Source organism: Bacillus methanolicus MGA3 (assembly GCF_000724485.1).
Lineage (GTDB): Bacteria > Bacillota > Bacilli > Bacillales > Cytobacillaceae > Bacillus_Z > Bacillus_Z methanolicus_A.
The window spans coordinates 2,886,441-2,904,170 of sequence record NZ_CP007739.1 but is presented as its reverse complement, the minus strand read 5'-3'; the positions used below and the strand labels follow the sequence as shown (position 1 = coordinate 2,904,170).

General features: G+C 40.3%; 14 protein-coding genes, 1 tRNA gene and 1 other RNA gene. 14 read left to right on the top strand and 2 right to left on the bottom strand.

Annotated features, from left to right (window positions below):
- Positions 1-235 precede the first annotated feature (235 nt).
- The 14 genes from BMMGA3_RS14185 (at position 236) to ssrA (ending at position 13,961) form a co-directional block, all read left to right on the top strand.
- Positions 236-307: transfer RNA gene (locus BMMGA3_RS14185), tRNA-Arg, on the top strand.
- Between the two features lie 209 nt (positions 308-516).
- A complete protein-coding gene (gene rpoN, locus BMMGA3_RS14180) occupies positions 517-1,848 on the top strand; it encodes an RNA polymerase factor sigma-54 (RefSeq protein ID WP_003349418.1) in 1,332 nt (443 codons plus the stop codon).
- A gap of 15 nt (positions 1,849-1,863) precedes the next feature.
- Entirely contained in the window at positions 1,864-2,115 is a 252-nt protein-coding gene (locus BMMGA3_RS14175; RefSeq protein WP_003349420.1) for a glutaredoxin family protein, read from the top strand.
- Between the two features lie 130 nt (positions 2,116-2,245).
- Positions 2,246-3,277, top strand: coding sequence for a sugar-binding transcriptional regulator (locus BMMGA3_RS14170; protein ID WP_003349422.1), 1,032 nt, complete (start codon positions 2,246-2,248; stop codon positions 3,275-3,277).
- Positions 3,278-3,324: 47 nt separating this feature from the next.
- Positions 3,325-4,332 carry a type I glyceraldehyde-3-phosphate dehydrogenase gene (gene gap / locus BMMGA3_RS14165; protein ID WP_003349423.1) on the top strand — a complete coding sequence of 336 codons (1,008 nt, stop codon included), beginning with the start codon at positions 3,325-3,327 and terminating at the stop codon, positions 4,330-4,332.
- A 151-nt stretch (positions 4,333-4,483) separates the two neighbouring features.
- Positions 4,484-5,668 (top strand): phosphoglycerate kinase, encoded by a 1,185-nt coding sequence (locus tag BMMGA3_RS14160; protein ID WP_003349424.1) that lies wholly within the window; start codon positions 4,484-4,486, stop codon positions 5,666-5,668.
- 29 nt (positions 5,669-5,697) lie between these two features.
- Positions 5,698-6,459 (top strand): triose-phosphate isomerase, encoded by a 762-nt coding sequence (tpiA, locus tag BMMGA3_RS14155; RefSeq protein WP_003349425.1) that lies wholly within the window; start codon positions 5,698-5,700, stop codon positions 6,457-6,459.
- The gene (gpmI, locus tag BMMGA3_RS17990; protein ID WP_003349426.1) at positions 6,452-7,987 is read left to right on the top strand and encodes a 2,3-bisphosphoglycerate-independent phosphoglycerate mutase; all 1,536 of its coding nucleotides are present in this window, start codon (positions 6,452-6,454) and stop codon (positions 7,985-7,987) included. Before tpiA ends, gpmI begins: the two co-directional genes overlap by 8 nt.
- A gap of 21 nt (positions 7,988-8,008) precedes the next feature.
- Positions 8,009-9,307 (top strand): phosphopyruvate hydratase, encoded by a 1,299-nt coding sequence (eno, locus tag BMMGA3_RS17985; RefSeq protein WP_003349427.1) that lies wholly within the window; start codon positions 8,009-8,011, stop codon positions 9,305-9,307.
- 136 nt (positions 9,308-9,443) lie between these two features.
- The gene (gene secG, locus BMMGA3_RS14140) at positions 9,444-9,677 is read left to right on the top strand and encodes a preprotein translocase subunit SecG (RefSeq protein ID WP_003349428.1); all 234 of its coding nucleotides are present in this window, start codon (positions 9,444-9,446) and stop codon (positions 9,675-9,677) included.
- A gap of 149 nt (positions 9,678-9,826) precedes the next feature.
- Positions 9,827-10,573, top strand: coding sequence for an alpha/beta hydrolase (locus BMMGA3_RS14135; RefSeq protein ID WP_003349429.1), 747 nt, complete (start codon positions 9,827-9,829; stop codon positions 10,571-10,573).
- Between the two features lie 29 nt (positions 10,574-10,602).
- The gene (rnr, locus tag BMMGA3_RS14130; protein WP_003349431.1) at positions 10,603-12,924 is read left to right on the top strand and encodes a ribonuclease R; all 2,322 of its coding nucleotides are present in this window, start codon (positions 10,603-10,605) and stop codon (positions 12,922-12,924) included.
- 96 nt (positions 12,925-13,020) lie between these two features.
- The gene (smpB, locus tag BMMGA3_RS14125) at positions 13,021-13,488 is read left to right on the top strand and encodes an SsrA-binding protein SmpB (protein ID WP_003349433.1); all 468 of its coding nucleotides are present in this window, start codon (positions 13,021-13,023) and stop codon (positions 13,486-13,488) included.
- Positions 13,489-13,630: 142 nt separating this feature from the next.
- Positions 13,631-13,961, top strand: a transfer-messenger RNA (tmRNA) gene (gene ssrA / locus BMMGA3_RS17595).
- Positions 13,962-14,423: 462 nt separating this feature from the next.
- On the opposite strand, the gene BMMGA3_RS14120 is transcribed toward ssrA, so the two are convergent.
- Together BMMGA3_RS14120 and BMMGA3_RS14115 are read right to left on the bottom strand one after the other, a co-directional pair.
- Positions 14,424-15,362 carry a magnesium transporter CorA family protein gene (locus tag BMMGA3_RS14120; RefSeq protein ID WP_003349436.1) on the bottom strand — a complete coding sequence of 313 codons (939 nt, stop codon included), beginning with the start codon at positions 15,360-15,362 and terminating at the stop codon, positions 14,424-14,426.
- 301 nt (positions 15,363-15,663) lie between these two features.
- Positions 15,664-17,502: an APC family permease gene (locus tag BMMGA3_RS14115; protein ID WP_003349438.1), complete on the bottom strand. Its 1,839-nt coding sequence runs from the start codon at positions 17,500-17,502 to the stop codon at positions 15,664-15,666.
- Between the last annotated feature and the right edge of the window lie 228 nt (positions 17,503-17,730).

The following is a 17,730-nucleotide window of genomic DNA, read 5'->3' as shown; positions in this document are numbered from 1 at the left end:
TCCAACAGAAGAAATAGTATGTATTGTTATCATACATTAATGGTCAATAAAGGTCAAACAATTCGCATTTACATTTTTGCAGAATCATTCGACAGACTTCTTTTGAAAAGCCTCCGTATTCCATCATACCCAATGTATGACTTTTTAAACACAATCAGTACTTGCAAAGTATGAAAACATGTCATATAATATGTAATCGTAACGCGAAAGAAAAAAGACAAATCTTATTTATTCTGCCCTCGTGGTGCAACGGATAGCACGCAAGATTCCGGTTCTTGAAATGTGGGTTCGATTCCTGCCGAGGGCGCTAGCAAACCTCTTTCCTGTTTTGGGGAAGGGGTTTTTATTTTTGTACATGAATTGATCGCCTAAAAGGATATTATTTTCCATACAACAATTGCTTTCCTTATTGTAAAATAAGAGTGAGTGAAAAAATTATGAAAATTCGATTTTTGAAACCGTTTCCTAGAAAGAATTAATAGGTTGTCCGCTGCAATCTCGGAAAGGGGGATGGGCATGAATTTAAAAGCCGGGCTTTGGCAACAGCAAACAATGAAATTGACTATGACGCAAGAGCTGACACAGGCGATTGCACTTTTACAATACTCTGCCCATGAACTTTCAGCTTTTCTTGATTCTAAAACAATGGAAAATCCCCTTTTACAAATAGAAGACAATCATATTAGAGCAATAGACCCTCAGGTTGACAGATGGAAACCGAAACCGAAAAAAATAGACAATGACGAAAAAAAATGGATAGAGCATATAGGGGAAACAGTGGTTACGCTTGATGAATATTTGCTTTCACAGATAAATCTGAAAGAAATAACCCCAGAGCAGAAAAAGGTCATCAGCTATCTTATTCAATGCATCGATGAAAACGGTTACTTGAGAACTGATTTGGAAAAAGTATCAGCCCACTTTCAAATTACTTCCGATAAAGTACAATTTTGTGTTAATCTATTACAAGATTTAGAGCCCGCAGGAATTGGAGCCAGATCATTAAGAGAATGCCTTCTCATTCAACTTAGGAAGAAAGAAAAAAGAGATCCTTTAGCTGAAAAAATTGTAGATCAGCACTTTTTTCCGTTTGCGGAAAGGAAATGGAAAGAACTAGCAAAGAAACTACATGTCGAAATAAAAGATATTCAAAGAGTATTTGATTGCTTGCAGTCCTTAAATCCAAGACCGGGTGCGATCTTCCATCATGAAAAGCCGGCATATGTGATTCCGGATGTGATTATTGATCGCGACGGGCAAAATCTTACCGTAAAAGTTTTCGATGATGCCATGCCAAAAATCAGCTTTAATGAAATGTATTATAAGAAATTCGTTTCCTATAATAACCCTGAAGTGAGCCGTTTTCTGCAGGAAAAGCAGCAGGAATATTACTGGCTTATAAGAAGCCTTGAGCAAAGAAAGGAAACGCTCTTAAAGGTAGCCTTAAAAATTGCAGAAAAGCAGCAGGGTTTTTTTTATAAAGGGCCAGAGCATTTAAAACCGATGACAATGAAGGAGCTTTCTGATGAGCTGGGAATTCATGAATCAACGGTTAGCAGGGCTGTTCGCGGAAAATTTGCACAAACACCATATGGGACAGTAGATTTAAAATCATTCTTTACGAGTACGGTACAAACTGTTTCAAATGAAAGTGCATCATCAAGCCAGGTGAAAAATTTGATTTCTGCCTATATTGCTGAAGAAAATAAACAGAAGCCCCTTTCCGATCAGGAAATCGTCCAAATGTTGAAAAATCGGGAGGGAATTATCGTTTCCCGCCGCACAGTGGCTAAGTATCGGGACCAGCTTAGAATACCCTCATCATCCAAACGGAAACGGTATGAATAGAAAAGGAGAATCAAAGTGCAAAAAATTATCTTTTATACAAGAAAAAAATGCCCGTTATGTGAGAAAGCAAAACAAGTTTTGCAGGAGATTAAAAGTGAGTATCCTTTTACACTTGAGGAAGTGGATATTGACGAAAGCGATGCTTTGACTGAAAAATTCGGCTTAATGATCCCTGTCGTTGAAATTGACGGAGAAGTAGTTCAATATGGGCATGTTGATAAAATAGTAATGATTAAGCGTTTACAAGAAAAAACAACGGATTTTTGAGTTGAATTCGCTTTTCGCTCCTGTTAAAATGGAATTGAATCAGGAGTGATTTTTTTTTGCAGTAAGCGGGACAAATTATGTCACACCGGGACATTTTATGACCAACCTGTATGTAAAGGAGAATATTCCCATGGACTCTTTACTTGATATTCAAAAAAGATTATTGCCTGACCTTCTCAATGTTATGCAAAAACGATACCATATTCTGCATTATATAAATTTGATGCAGCCAGTGGGCAGGAGAAGCTTGGCAATGAGCCTTGGGATGACAGAACGAGTTTTGCGCTCAGAAGTTGAATTTCTGAAAGACCAAAATTTAATTTCTATAACCGGTGTTGGTATGAGCTTAACTGCTGATGGAAAAAATCTTCTTGAAAAACTTGAAAGCATCATGAGAGGAGTAATAGGTATTGACAAACTTGAGAAACAGCTTCAACAACAGTTAAAGATTCGAAAAGTAGTGATCGTTTCCGGTGACAGCGACCAATCTCCATGGGTCAAAACCGAGCTGGGACGGGCATGTGCGAATTGTATGAAAAAATTGCTTGAAGACAAGAACATCATCGCGGTAACCGGAGGAACAACCATGGCAACAGTTGCTGACATGCTGACGCCTGATTTTGGCGAAAAAGAAATTTTGTTTGTTCCTGCCCGCGGAGGAATTGGCGAAGATGTAAATAACCAAGCCAACACCATTTGCGCAAAAATGGCAGAGAATACAGGCACAAAGCACCGTGTTTTGTACGTCCCAGATCAAGTTAGCAAAGAAATGTATATTTCTATAATGAAAGATCCTTTAATTAATGAAGTACTCGGTTTGATAAAATCGGCCAACATGGTATTGCATGGAATTGGAGATGCTATTACAATGGCGGAACGCCGCAAAACAAGTGAACAAGATTTCCAATTAATTAAACAGAGGAAAGCGGTTGGAGAGGCTTTTGGTTATTACTTTAATGAAGCAGGAGAGGTAGTCCATAAAGTTTCAACGATTGGACTGCAGCTGGCTGATTTATCAAAAGTTGATAATGTAATTGCAGTTGCGGGCGGAGCTTCAAAGGCAAAAGCCATTCGCGCTTACATGAAACGAGCACCTTCATCGACGATTTTGATTACTGATGAAGGGGCCGCAAAACAGTTGGTACAAGGGTTTGCCCATTAATAAATATATAAAAATGTGATCCTTACCAATTTAGAGGAGGAAAAATCATGGCAGTAAAAGTTGGTATTAATGGTTTTGGAAGAATTGGTCGTATGGTTTTCCGTGCGGCATTAAATAATCCTAATGTTGAGGTAATTGCTGTTAACGATTTAACAGATGCAAATATGCTTGCACATCTTTTAAAATATGACACCGTACATGGAAGATTAGATCAAGATGTATCTGTAGACGGAGACTTTTTAGTAGTCGGCGGCAAAAAAGTAAAGGTGCTGGCTGAGCGCGATCCTGCACAACTTTGCTGGGGAGACTTGGGCGTTGAAGTAGTAGTGGAATCTACTGGACGTTTCAGAAAACGCGCGGATGCTGCAAAACATTTAGAAGCTGGTGCGAAAAAAGTGATCATCTCTGCTCCGGCAAATGATGAAGATATAACTATTGTTATGGGAGTAAACCATGACAAATATGATCCGGCAAATCATCAAGTCATTTCTAATGCTTCTTGTACAACAAACTGCTTGGCGCCGTTTGCGAAAGTATTACATGCTAAATTCGGAATCAAACGCGGCATGATGACAACTGCTCACTCTTATACAAATGACCAGCAAATCCTTGATCTGCCGCACGCAGACTATCGCCGTGCCCGTGCAGCAGCTGAAAACATCATTCCGACAACGACAGGCGCTGCAAAAGCTGTAGCACTTGTATTGCCTGAATTAAAAGGAAAATTAAACGGTGGAGCAATTCGTGTTCCAACACCTAACGTTTCTTTAGTTGATTTCGTTGCTGAACTTGAAACAGATGTAACAGTAGAAAAAGTAAATGCAGTCTTAAAAGAAGCAGCTGAAGGTGAATTAAAAGGCATACTTGGCTACAGTGAAGAGCCGCTTGTATCCAGCGACTATAAAGGAAACACAAACTCATCAATCATCGATGCCCTCTCTACAATGGTTATGGAAGGCCGCATGGTAAAAGTTATTTCATGGTACGATAACGAAACAGGCTATTCATACCGTATAGTAGATCTTATTGATTACATTGGGCAAAAAGGCCTTTAATCGCAAAACATTTTTTATTCATTTACAATGATTTATTGAATTTTTGTACTGTAAACTGCTATATTGTAAATGGGTGTACAAGGGGAGCGGGGATCATTCCCCTCTCCCTTTTTTTGCGATTAAATTAGAGCCTAAAGGAGGACCCTTTGCCATGAACAAAATGTCCGTAAAAGATGTGGACGTAAAAGGAAAACGAGTGTTTTGCCGTGTTGATTTCAATGTTCCAATGAAAAATGGGCAGATAACAGATGAAACGAGAATTCGCGCAGCGCTCCCTACGATCCAATATTTAATCGAACAAGGTGCAAAAATCATTCTAGCATCCCACCTTGGCCGTCCAAAAGGACAAGTAAACGAAGAAATGCGTTTAACACCCGTAGCTAAGCGGTTGTCTGAATTGCTTGAAAAAGAAGTAAAGAAAACAGATGAGGCTTACGGCGATACAGTAAAATCTGTGATTGACAGTATGAATGAAGGCGATGTTCTCTTACTGGAAAATGTTCGATTCTATCCAGGCGAAGAGAAAAATGACCCGGAACTTGCCAAAGCTTTTGCGGAATTGGCAGATATTTATGTGAATGACGCGTTTGGAGCTGCGCACCGTGCCCATGCTTCAACAGAAGGAATTGCCCATTATCTGCCTGCCGTATCTGGTTTCCTTATGGAAAAAGAGCTTAATGTTCTTGGGAAAGCTCTTTCCAATCCTGAGCGTCCATTTACGGCGATTATTGGCGGTGCAAAGGTAAAAGATAAAATCGGAGTAATTGAAAACTTGTTGGAAAAGGTAGATAACCTCATTATCGGCGGCGGTTTAGCTTATACGTTTGTAAAAGTTAAAGGATATGAAATTGGCAAATCGTTGTTAGAAGCAGATAAAATCGAGCTTGCAAAATCGTTTATGGAAAAAGCAGAGCAAAAGGGCGTTAATTTCTATATGCCTGTAGATGTGATTGTCGCTGACGATTTTTCAGCAGATGCTAATACAAAAGTGGTGTCGATTGAAGAAATTCCTTCTGAATGGCAAGCGCTTGATATCGGTCCAAAAACGAGAGAAATTTATAAAGACGTTATTCAAAAGTCAAAACTCGTCATTTGGAACGGTCCGATGGGAGTATTTGAGATTGACAAGTTTGCAGAAGGAACAAAAGCTGTAGCAGAAGCACTTGCCGAAGCAGATCATACATATTCGGTAATCGGCGGCGGAGATTCAGCAGCGGCGGTTGAGAAATTTAACCTTGCTGAAAAAATGAGCCACATCTCAACTGGCGGAGGGGCTTCCCTTGAGTTTATGGAAGGGAAACAACTTCCTGGTGTTGTCGCTTTAAATGATAAGTAATTAAATTTAGTTTGAAAGGATGTGTCAGCATGCGCAAGCCCATTATTGCAGGAAACTGGAAAATGCATAAAACATTAGCGGAAGCGAAAGCCTTTATTGAAGAGGTAAAAGGGTTTGTTCCAGCAAAAGATAAAGTGGATTCAGTTGTTTGTGCCCCTGCTTTATTTTTGGAACGTCTTGTAGAATTAACCCAAAATACTGATCTAGCAATTGGTGCACAAAATATGCATTTTAAAGAGAGCGGTGCATTTACCGGTGAAATCAGCCCAAAAGCGATCTCTGATCTTGGAGTTCAATATGTGATTATCGGACATTCTGAGCGCCGGGAAATGTTTAATGAAACCGATGAATCAGTCAACAAAAAAACATTAGCAGCGTTTCAATATCATTTGATCCCGATTGTTTGTGTCGGTGAAACGCTAGAACAACGTGAAAATGGCCAAACAAATGAGTTAGTTGGATCCCAGGTGCAGAAAGCACTGAATGGCTTAACAGAAGATCAAGTGAAACAAACAGTGATTGCTTATGAACCAATCTGGGCGATTGGAACTGGAAAATCATCAACTGCGGAAGATGCCAATGAAGTTTGTGCCCATATTCGCAAGACGATATCAGAGCAATTTTCACCTGAAGCTGCAGCCGCAGTCCGGATTCAATACGGCGGAAGTGTAAATCCTGGCAACATTAAAGATTTCATGAACCAGCCTGAAATTGACGGGGCATTAGTCGGTGGAGCAAGCCTTGAACCGCAATCATTCCTGCAATTATTGGAGGCAGGTTTAAATGAGTAAAGCCCCTGTTGCATTAATTATCTTAGACGGCTTTGCTCTTCGGGAGGAACGAAAAGGAAATGCTGTTGCCCTAGCAAATAAGCCGAACTTTGACCGTTATTGGAATACGTATCCACATACGAAGCTGAAAGCTTCTGGGGAAGCGGTGGGGCTTCCGGAAGGACAGATGGGGAACTCTGAAGTAGGACACTTAAATATCGGCGCCGGCCGCATTGTTTATCAAAGCCTTACGCGAGTAAACATTGCTATTCGTGAAGGCGAATTTGAGAAAAACGAAACGTTCCTAGATGCAATTCGCCACGTAAAAGAAAAAGGTACAAGCCTGCATCTTTTTGGTCTTCTTTCTGACGGAGGGGTTCATAGCCACATTGACCATTTGTTTGCACTTCTCCGCCTGGCAGCACAAGAAGGCGTTAAAAATGTGTACGTCCATGCATTTTTAGACGGGCGTGATGTCGGGCCGCAAACAGCGCCAAAATATATTAAAGAAACACTGGAAAAAATGAAGGAATACGGCGTTGGTGAATTTGCAACGATTTCCGGCCGCTATTATTCAATGGATCGCGACAAGCGCTGGGAGCGTGTTGAAAAATCATACAGAGCGATGGTGTATGGAGAAGGTCCGACTTACTCAGATCCGTTAGAACTTATTGAGGATTCCTATCAAAACGGAATCTATGATGAATTTGTTATTCCTTCAGTAATGACAAAGCCAAACGGAGAGCCGGTTGCTACGATAAAAGATGAAGATGCCGTCATTTTTTATAACTTCCGTCCTGACCGCGCAATCCAGATTTCAAATACGTTCACGAACAAAGATTTCCGCTCGTTTGACAGAGGGCCAAAGCATCCGAAAAACCTTCATTTTGTCTGCTTAACCCATTTTAGTGAAACAGTTGACGGATATGTGGCATTTAAGCCGACAAACCTTGACAACACTCTTGGTGAAGTCATCTCCCAAAACGGGTTAAAGCAGCTGCGCATTGCGGAAACAGAGAAATATCCTCACGTGACATATTTTATGAGCGGAGGGCGCGAAGTTCAATTTCCGGGAGAAGAAAGAATTTTAATTAATTCTCCTAAAGTTCCAACCTATGACTTAAAACCTGAAATGAGTGCTTACGAAGTAACCGATGCACTTATAAAAGAAATCGAAGCAGATAAGTTTGATGCAATTATTTTAAACTATGCCAATCCGGATATGGTCGGACATTCCGGTATGCTTGAACCGACGATTAAAGCAGTTGAGGCAGTCGATGAGTGTCTTGGCCGTGTTGTGGACCTGATTATCGAAAAAGGCGGAACCGCTATTATTACGGCTGACCACGGAAATGCGGATGAAGTGGTAACAAAAGAAGGAAAACCAATGACAGCCCATACGACAAATCCGGTTCCTGTCATTGTGACGAAAAAAGGAATTGAGCTCCGTGAGGGCGGAATCCTTGGCGATCTCGCACCAACGGTTCTTGACTTGCTGAATTTAGAAAAACCGGTTGAAATGACTGGAACATCATTAATTAAAAAATAACGATTAAAGGAGAGATTTTTTATGCCATTTATTGCAGATGTATATGCTCGTGAAGTATTAGATTCCCGCGGTAATCCAACGATTGAAGTGGAAGTATTTACAGAATCAGGCGCATTCGGCCGCGCTTTAGTTCCAAGCGGTGCTTCTACTGGTGAATATGAGGCAGTGGAACTTCGCGATGGCGATAAAGGCCGTTACCTTGGAAAAGGTGTGTTAAAAGCGGTTGATAATGTGAATGAAATTATTGCTCCAAAGCTTGTTGGCGAAGAATTCAATGTACTGGATCAAGTGTCTATTGACAAAGCTTTAATTGAGCTTGATGGCACTGAAAACAAAAGCAAACTGGGTGCTAATGCGATTTTAGGCGTGTCTATGGCTGTTGCCCACGCTGCAGCAAACTACTTAGATATCCCGCTTTATCAATATCTTGGCGGATTTAATGCGAAACAGCTTCCTGTTCCGATGATGAACATTTTAAATGGCGGCGCCCATGCTGACAATAACGTAGACATTCAGGAATTTATGGTTATGCCGGTTGGTGCTGAAAGTTTTAAAGAAGCGCTTCGCATGGGTGCAGAAATTTTCCATAGCCTAAAAGCTGTACTAAAAGCAAAAGGCTTAAACACTGCTGTTGGTGATGAAGGCGGATTTGCGCCAAACTTGAAATCAAATGAAGAAGCACTGCAAACGATTATTGAAGCCATTGAAAAAGCCGGCTACAAACCAGGCGAGCAAGTGATGCTTGCAATGGACGTAGCTTCTTCCGAACTTTACAACAAAGAAGACGGCAAGTATCATCTTGAAGGCGAAGGTGTTGTGAGAACTTCTGAAGAAATGGTTGCATGGTATGAAGAGCTTGTCTCAAAATACCCAATCATTTCAATTGAAGACGGCCTTGATGAAAACGACTGGGAAGGCCATAAGCTGTTAACAGAGCGCATTGGCAATAAAGTTCAGCTTGTCGGAGACGACTTGTTCGTAACGAATACAAAGAAACTTGCGGAAGGTATTGAAAAAGGCGTAGGAAACTCTATTCTTATTAAAGTAAACCAAATCGGTACTTTAACAGAAACATTTGACGCAATCGAAATGGCGAAACGCGCCGGCTACACGGCAGTTATTTCCCATCGTTCCGGTGAAACAGAAGACAGCACAATTGCTGATATCGCTGTTGCAACGAATGCCGGCCAAATCAAAACAGGTGCACCTTCCCGTACGGACCGTGTTGCAAAATACAACCAATTGCTTCGCATCGAAGACCAATTGGGAGACACTGCTCAATATTTGGGAATCAAATCTTTCTATAACTTAAAGAAATAATTTCTGATCGGAAAGTGCCAGCTGACAAGCTGGCGCTTATTCGTTATTTGCCCTAAAGAATCTAGCTATTGTTAATTATAAGGAAATATGATACATTAGAAATACTGTGGATGTACGTTTTACGGAGGTGTACTTCTTGCACACACTATTAGTCACATTATTGGTTATTGTAAGTATTGCTCTTATAATTGTTGTTCTACTTCAATCAAGTAAAAGCGAAGGCTTGTCCGGAGCGATTTCCGGAGGCGCAGAACATTTATTTGGCAAGCAAAAAGCACGCGGAATCGATTTAGTGCTCCACCGCATTACCATTGTTTTAGCTATTCTATTTTTCGTTTTGTCGATCGGCGTAACCTATTTTCAATTGTAATGATAGAGAATCCTGGCCGCAGCGGGTCAGGTTTTTTTGTGCTTTCTATCCGTTAAAGCTGATTTCGGGATCGTTAATAAAAAAAAGGATATTTTCTCACTATAATTTTAAGAAATTAATCAAATGTATATAAAAGGAGTTAATGATCAATGAGAATTAAGATGCCAGAGCCGTTTACGTTTGAAGGGGGAAAACGGGCCGTCCTCTTATTGCACGGATTCACTGGAAATTCCGCTGATGTCCGTATGCTTGGCCGTTTTCTCGAAAAAAAAGGCTATACGTGCCATGCACCTCATTATAAAGGCCACGGTGTTCCTCCGGAAGAATTGGTTCATACGGGACCAGAAGATTGGTGGAAAGATGTACTGGAGGGGTATGAATTTTTGAAAAAACGCGGCCATGATGAAATTGCAGTTGCTGGTTTGTCGTTAGGAGGGGTTTTCTCGTTAAAATTGGGTTACACTCATCCAGTGAAGGGAATCATACCGATGTGTGCACCGATGTATATTAAAAGTGAAGAGGTCATGTATAAAGGAGTTTTAGAGTATGCTCGCGAATTTAAAAAGCGAGAAGGAAAGCCGGAAGACCAAATTGAACAGGAAATGGCAGAGTTTGCGAAAACACCTATGAAAACATTAAAATCTTTGCAGGAATTGATTGCGGATGTAAGGAATCATGTTGATATGATTTATGCGCCAATCTTTGTTGTCCAAGGACGCCATGACAAGATGATCAATATTGACAGTGCCAATATCATCTATAATAATGTCCAATCAGATGTCAAAAAGATTAAATGGTATGAAGAATCTGGCCATGTCATAACGCTTGATAAAGAAAAAGACCAGCTCCACGAGGATGTTTATCAGTTTTTAGAACAGCTAAATTGGCAAGAATAAAAAAAGTGTTTGCAAAGGAGGGAAACAAGATGGAAGAATCGATTCAGCAGCATATCGACAGGCTGCTGCAATATATGAAAGACGAGGCCTATAAGCCATTGACAGTAGGGGAGCTCGAGCAAGCCTTTGGCATCGAAGATTCAACGACATTTAAAGAATTCGTCAAGGCTCTTGTTATTATGGAGGACAAAGGACTCGTTGTAAGGACGCGAAGCAACCGCTACGGATTGCCGGAGAAGATGAACCTTATCCGCGGTAAACTTGCCGGGCATGCAAAAGGGTTTGCCTTTGTTATTCCGGATGAACCTGGCATGGATGATATTTTTATTCCACCGAACGAAACGAACAATGCCATGCATGGCGATACCGTGCTCGTCCGTGTTTCAACGGAAAGTTCGGGACAAAGAAGAGAAGGTACGGTTGTTCGTATCATTGAAAGAGGCATCCAGCAAATTGTCGGAACATATTCTGAGAGTAAACATTTTGGATTTGTCATTCCAGATGATAAGAAGTTTGCAAGTGATATTTTTATCCCGAAATCAGCTTCTAAAGGTGCGGTGGATGGCCATAAGGTTGTTGTGAAGCTAACAACGTATCCTGAAGGAAGGAAAAGTGCAGAAGGGGAAGTTATCAAAATTCTTGGCCATAAAAATGACCCAGGTGTAGACATACTTTCTGTCATTCATAAGTACGGATTGCCTCTTTCGTTTCCAGAAGAAGTGCTTCAACAAGCAAACGAAACCCCGGATACGATTGATGAACGCGAAATTGCCAACCGCCGTGACCTTCGCGATGAAATGATTGTCACGATTGATGGCGAAGATGCAAAGGATTTAGATGACGCTGTTACAGTTTCACGACTTGAAAACGGGAACTATAAACTCGGCGTTCATATTGCTGATGTCAGCTATTATGTGCGGGAAGGCACGCCGATTGACAGGGAAGCAGAAAAAAGAGGTACTAGCGTTTATTTAGTGGACCGGGTCATACCAATGATTCCGCACCGTTTATCAAACGGAATCTGTTCGTTAAATCCTAAAGTCGACCGGTTGACTCTTTCATGTATTATGGAAATTAATCCCGACGGAGAAGTCGTGAACCATGAAATTTTTGAAAGTGTGATCAAAACAACGGAGCGGATGACTTACAACGATGTGAATAAAATTCTTGTTGATAAAGATGAGGCGCTTAGACAGCGTTATGAGCCGCTTGTTCCGATGTTTGAAATGATGGAGGAATTAGCCTCTATACTTCGGAACAAACGGATGAAGCGGGGAGCCATAGATTTTGATTTTAAAGAAGCAAAGGTTATCGTTGATGAAGAAGGCAAGCCGACTGATGTCATGATAAGAGAACGATCTGTTGCCGAGCGTCTAATTGAAGAATTTATGTTAGCGGCCAATGAGACTGTTGCCGAGCATTTCCACTGGCTTGATGTTCCGTTTATTTACCGGATCCATGAAGATCCAAAAGAAGATAAACTTAGACGATTCTTTGAATTCATTACAAACTTTGGATATATTGTAAAAGGAACAGCAAATCATGTACACCCAAGAGCTCTTCAGGAAATTATTGAAGAGGTTCAAGGGAAGCCGGAAGAAATGGTCGTCTCAACTGTGATGCTTCGGTCGATGCAGCAAGCAAAATATAAACCTGAAAGCCTTGGCCACTTCGGGCTGTCAACTGATTTTTATACTCATTTTACATCACCGATCCGCCGTTATCCGGACTTAATTGTCCATCGCTTAATACGGACATACTTGATTGAAGGAAAAATGGATGCGGCAACTAGGGAAAAATGGAATGCGAGGCTTCCGGATATTGCGGAACACTCTTCTAACATGGAGCGCAGAGCTGTTGAAGCAGAACGGGAAACAGATGAGTTGAAAAAAGCCGAATATATGGAAGATAAAATCGGCGAGGAATTTGATGGGATTATCAGCTCTGTCACAAATTTCGGGATGTTTGTTGAGCTTCCAAATACGATTGAAGGGCTCGTGCATGTCAGTTATATGACGGACGACTATTACCGGTATGATGAGCGCCATTATGCAATGATTGGCGAGCGAACCGGAAATGTATTCCGAATTGGCGACGAAATTACTGTTCGTGTTATTAATGTGAATAAAGATGAGCGGTCCATTGACTTTGAAATTGTCGGCATGAAAGGAACGCGCCGCCGGGAACGAAATGAAACACCGCGTGTTTTTAAAGCCGGCGACGGACCAAGAAAATCTCGTCAAGGCAAAACAGAGGAGAACTCAAGGCCGGCGAAAAAAGGGAAAAAGAAAAAAAAGTTTTATGAAAACGCCCCAAAAGCCAAGCGGGATAAAAAGAAAAAACGGCGTTAACTTGAGAGCCTGCACCGAGGCTCTCTTTTTCCCTCTTTCATTGAGGCAGGCCTTAAATTTTGATAAAATGGAGCAAGAAAAGAAGGGGGAAACCGTATGCCAAAGGGAGAAGGAAAGACAATTGCACAAAACAAAAAAGCATACCACGATTATTTTATCGAAGACACATATGAAGCAGGAATCGTCCTTCAAGGTACAGAAATTAAGTCCATTCGCGCAGGGCGTGTGAATTTAAAGGATTCGTATGCTCGGATCCATAAAGGCGAGGTATTTTTGTACAATATGCATATCAGCCCATATGATCAGGGAAACCGTTACAACCATGATCCTCTTCGAACTCGCAAGCTTTTGCTTCATAAAAGAGAAATCAATAAATTAATCGGGGAAACAAAAGAGGCAGGCTACGCATTAGTCCCTCTGAAGCTGTATATAAAAAATGGCTATGCAAAGCTGCTGATCGGGCTTGCAAAAGGTAAGAAGAAATACGATAAGCGAGAAGACTTGAAAAGAAAAGAAGCAAATCGTGAAATTGAACGCGCCTTCCGCGAACGTCAGAAAATGTAGTGGAAAGACATTACAATTGAAATTCCGCTAAAGTATGCTATAATTATAATTGTCACTTGAGGTGACAGCAAGCTTTAGCTCATCTATAACTGATTCCTAACGTCAACCAGCGGAAATTCCGCTAATACTATCATGGGGACGCTACGGATTCGACAGGGATAGGTCGAGCTTAAGTTGCGAGTCGAGGGGATCGGCCTCGTAAAAAACGTCAAAGCCAATAACTGGCAACCAAAAATTAGCTTTAGCTGCCTAATATAGCGCAGCTGTTCGCCCCTCCATCGCCCATGTGGTAGGGTAGCGGACTCAAACTTAGTGGGCTACGCCGGATTCCGCCGCCTGAGGATGAAGGAAGAGAACAATCAGGCTAGCTGCCCGGACGCCTGTCGGTAGGCATAAGGGACAGCGAAGCGCAAATATACCGACTACACTCGTAGAAGCTTAAGTGCCGATATCTCTGGACGTGGGTTCGATTAGTAAATAGTCGCCTTGTGTGGCAACACACAAGTGAAAATCCGGCTTAATCGGTGAAACCTAAGTCGCTTTTATAGCGATATGGCAATACCGAGCGGTATGTGGAGCAATCCAACAGCCGTGTATCGACTCATAGGCTGCCATGCTGAGATGGTAGTACTAGGATGCGGAATTCTACCTGTAAGGCTACAGGTAAATATATATTTCGCATAATACGCCGGAGGACCTGTGTGACGAGCAGGTTCAAGATATAGTCAGTGCCATGGCGAAAGCATGGATCAGCACGTCCCACCGTCTCCACCATACATAAGGTGGATCAGACTAGCGTTCGCTGGTCTTTTTTTATTTTTGAAAAAAATAATTCTCAAACTCAAGTTTTGTTTTTAATGATTCACGGTTATATTGAATACTATAAAGTGAAAAGCCGATGTTTCTCTGCAAAGAACATCGGCTTTTCAAGTTTTTTAGAAGAACCTCTTTTTCCAAAAGATAAATGCTGTGATACTGGACAAAAGGATAGAAATAATAATTGCGACAAAAAATGCATGTGGGTAATGTTGAAACGGAATCGGAACGTTCATACCGTAAAAACTTGCCACCATTGTTGGTAAAGTCAAGATAATGGTAATGGATGTCAAAAATTTCATGACGATATTTAAATTATTTGAAATCACAGATGCAAAAGCGTCCATCATACCGCTTAAAATTGTTGTATGCGTTTCAGCCATTTCAATTGCTTGTTGATTTTCTATTATTACATCCTCCAACAATTCCTCGTCATCTTCATACATTTTCAAGTAATTGCTTTTCAGCATTTTTTGCATAACAATGTTATTTGATTTTAGAGATGTTGTGAAATAAACCAAACTTTTTTCCAAATTTAATAATGAAAAGAGTTCTTTATTTTTCATCGACTGATGCAGTTCTTTCTCAATTTCGTCTGTCTTTTTACTGATGTGTTTAAGATATTTGAGAAAAAAAGTCGCTATTAAATATAAGATTTGGAACGAAAACCTAGTTTTTTTGTATGTGAAAAATTGTTTTACTTTATTCCGTGCAAAAGCTTCTAAAATCGGATTATCTTTTAAACAAACGGTAATAAAGCATTGATTGGTTATAATCATTCCTAATGGCGTCGTATCATAAATGGGGATTTCATTCTCATCCTTCGACACAACCGGAATATTGACAATGATTAGAATATTGTTATCGTCCTTTTCAATCCTTGACCGTTCCTCTTCGTCTAATGGGTCTTTTAGAAAGTCAAGAGGAATTTGCAATTTATTTGCTACATGGCTAATCTCTTGTTCGGTTGGTGAAACTAGATTTATCCAGCATCCTTTGGTAATCTCTGTTATTTCTTGAAGTATTCCATGTTCATCAGTTAGATAAATCTTCAGCATTGTTATAACCTCCTCATTTTAGTGAGGAAGTCAAAAATGCCCCTGCCATACAAAAGAGTTGATGTTTTTATAAGTAATCAACCTTCTGAGGATTGGTTCGTTAATGACTTCCTCACAGTGCAAACTCGGCTCAGGTTCGTTGCAACTTTGACTACTCATAAAAATTCAACTCCTTTTCGATAAAATATAGATAAACTCCTCCATTATCATACTTTGGCAGATTTGATTTGTAAACTGAAATTTTTTCTTTGGTTTGTAATAGTTGAACTTTAAAGTTAATTATTTTGTAGACTTTCATTCGTTATTTTCTAAGATGATAAGGAATAGTAGCTACTACAATATCCTTTCTCCATAAGAGCGTGGCACGTAAGAAAAATGCTGTTTGATTATGAAGAAATATATGCCACCATTTTTTTACAAAAAATTGAGGAATGAGAACAGTAATATACTTTCCTCTTTCACTTTCCTCAAGTGTATCAATATATTGAAGAAGCGGCATTAGCAAGCTTCGATAAGGTGAATGAACAGTGACAAGGGGAATATCAAGCCCTAATTCTTTCCACTTTTTCTCTGCCCGTTCTTTTTGCTTCTCATCAAAATACACAGTAAGTGCCACTACATCATTCGATATACTTTTTGCATAGCCGATAGAGTTAATAGCTACCCGGCTTACGCTCGAGATTGGAATAATAACTTTAGAAGGAGAAACCTTCACCATCTGTTTAGGATCTTGTCCTTGAAGACTAAGTTGACTTGCCAAGTCAGAGTAATGACGATGAATTTTATGAAATAATAACACCATACAAGGAATAGCCACTACTACCATCCAGGCGCCGCTTTGAAATTTCGCCACAGCTGTTATGATCGTAACAATTCCAGTAATAATCATTCCTATTCCTACAACAATGATTCTGGACCAAACCTTCTGTTGCGACTTTCTTTCGAAAAAATACTTGATCAGTCCATATTGTGCAATGGTAAAAGACAAGAATACACCAACTGCATAAAGTGGTACGAGTGCATGCGTTTCTCCTTGGAAGATGATGATTAAAATGATCGCCAATACACTCAAAAAGATAATACCGTTGGAGAATACTAATCGGTCTCCTCGTTTTGTTAGATTTCTTGGGAGGAAGCCATCTTGTGCAATAATAGAAACAAGCTGCGGAAAACCAGCAAAAGCGGTATTGGCAGCCAGAAATAAAATGAGCATGGTAAAGATTTGAATAAAATAGTAAAAAAATCCATGTCCAAAAACATGGTTTGCGATTTGGGAGACGACAGTTACATTTTCTTTTGGTACAACACCAAAGCCATTGGCCAAAAATGTAATCCCTAAAAACATGGTCCCTAACAGAAATGACATCCAAAACATAGTGATAACGGCGTTTTTAGAGCTAGGCTCACGAAAAGCAGGAACCCCGTTGCTAATGGCCTCTACACCTGTTAAGGCAGAACAACCAGAAGCAAAAGCCCGTAATAGCAAAAATGTTGTTCCAAACGAAGAGAATAAGGAAAAGTGCTCTGCATGATGTGGTACAGCCAAATGGTGCCAATTTCCAGCTTGCAGTTTCCAAATTCCAAATCCTATCATGATAATGATTGATGCAACAAAGATATAAGTAGGAAATGCAAAAATATTAGCAGACTCACGGATGCCTCTCAAGTTAATGATCATTAATACAATGACGAATATCACTGCCAACTCTACACGATAGGGCAGCAGAGCAGGAAAAGCAGACAATAAAGCGGCAACTCCAGAACAGATGCTTACCGCAACAGTTAATACATAGTCAATCATTAAAGCCGCACCAGCTGTCAGACTTGTGTTTCGTCCAATATGCTCACGGGCTACAATATAAGCTCCTCCTCCTGATGGGAAGCTGTGAATGATTTGGCGATATGAAAGCGTAACAATCAGAAGCAACAACATGATGGCAAATGCAATAGGAATAGAGTACATTAAAGCTTGTGTACCAATTAAAACTAAAACAAGCAAAATTTCTTCCGTAGCATACGCGACAGAAGAGAGTGCATCAGATGAAAATATAGCTAAAGCTTTCTTTTTTGTCAGCTTCTCTTCTGAAAGTTGTTTGGTGTGAATAGGCGCCCCGATCAACATCCTTTTCCAATGGTTCATTTTATATTCCTCCATGAATATAAGCTTGAATTACATGTATTATTTTAAGTAAAACCAGCTAAATATAGTATAATATTTCTCCTTAATCTTTGTTAAAAATTAACTTGGTATTCCAATTTTTAATAACAAATTATGATGAAAAAAAAGACTTGCCGATTTGGCAAGTCCTTTTTAATGAATTCCAATTTACGGTTTTACGGTGTAAAAGGAAGGAGAGAAATCTCCCTC

Excerpts from the sequence above, each read along its gene's own strand:
- rpoN (WP_003349418.1), top strand. The coding sequence starts at position 517 with ATGAATTTAAAAGCCGGGCTTTGGCAACAGCAAACAATGAAATTGACT.
- BMMGA3_RS14170 (WP_003349422.1), top strand. The coding sequence starts at position 2,246 with ATGGACTCTTTACTTGATATTCAAAAAAGATTATTGCCTGACCTTCTC.
- gap (WP_003349423.1), top strand. The coding sequence starts at position 3,325 with ATGGCAGTAAAAGTTGGTATTAATGGTTTTGGAAGAATTGGTCGTATG.
- BMMGA3_RS14160 (WP_003349424.1), top strand. The coding sequence starts at position 4,484 with ATGAACAAAATGTCCGTAAAAGATGTGGACGTAAAAGGAAAACGAGTG.
- tpiA (WP_003349425.1), top strand. The coding sequence starts at position 5,698 with ATGCGCAAGCCCATTATTGCAGGAAACTGGAAAATGCATAAAACATTA.
- gpmI (WP_003349426.1), top strand. The coding sequence starts at position 6,452 with ATGAGTAAAGCCCCTGTTGCATTAATTATCTTAGACGGCTTTGCTCTT.
- eno (WP_003349427.1), top strand. The coding sequence starts at position 8,009 with ATGCCATTTATTGCAGATGTATATGCTCGTGAAGTATTAGATTCCCGC.
- BMMGA3_RS14135 (WP_003349429.1), top strand. The coding sequence starts at position 9,827 with ATGAGAATTAAGATGCCAGAGCCGTTTACGTTTGAAGGGGGAAAACGG.
- rnr (WP_003349431.1), top strand. The coding sequence starts at position 10,603 with ATGGAAGAATCGATTCAGCAGCATATCGACAGGCTGCTGCAATATATG.
- smpB (WP_003349433.1), top strand. The coding sequence starts at position 13,021 with ATGCCAAAGGGAGAAGGAAAGACAATTGCACAAAACAAAAAAGCATAC.
- BMMGA3_RS14120 (WP_003349436.1), bottom strand. The coding sequence starts at position 15,362 with ATGCTGAAGATTTATCTAACTGATGAACATGGAATACTTCAAGAAATA.
- BMMGA3_RS14115 (WP_003349438.1), bottom strand. The coding sequence starts at position 17,502 with ATGAACCATTGGAAAAGGATGTTGATCGGGGCGCCTATTCACACCAAA.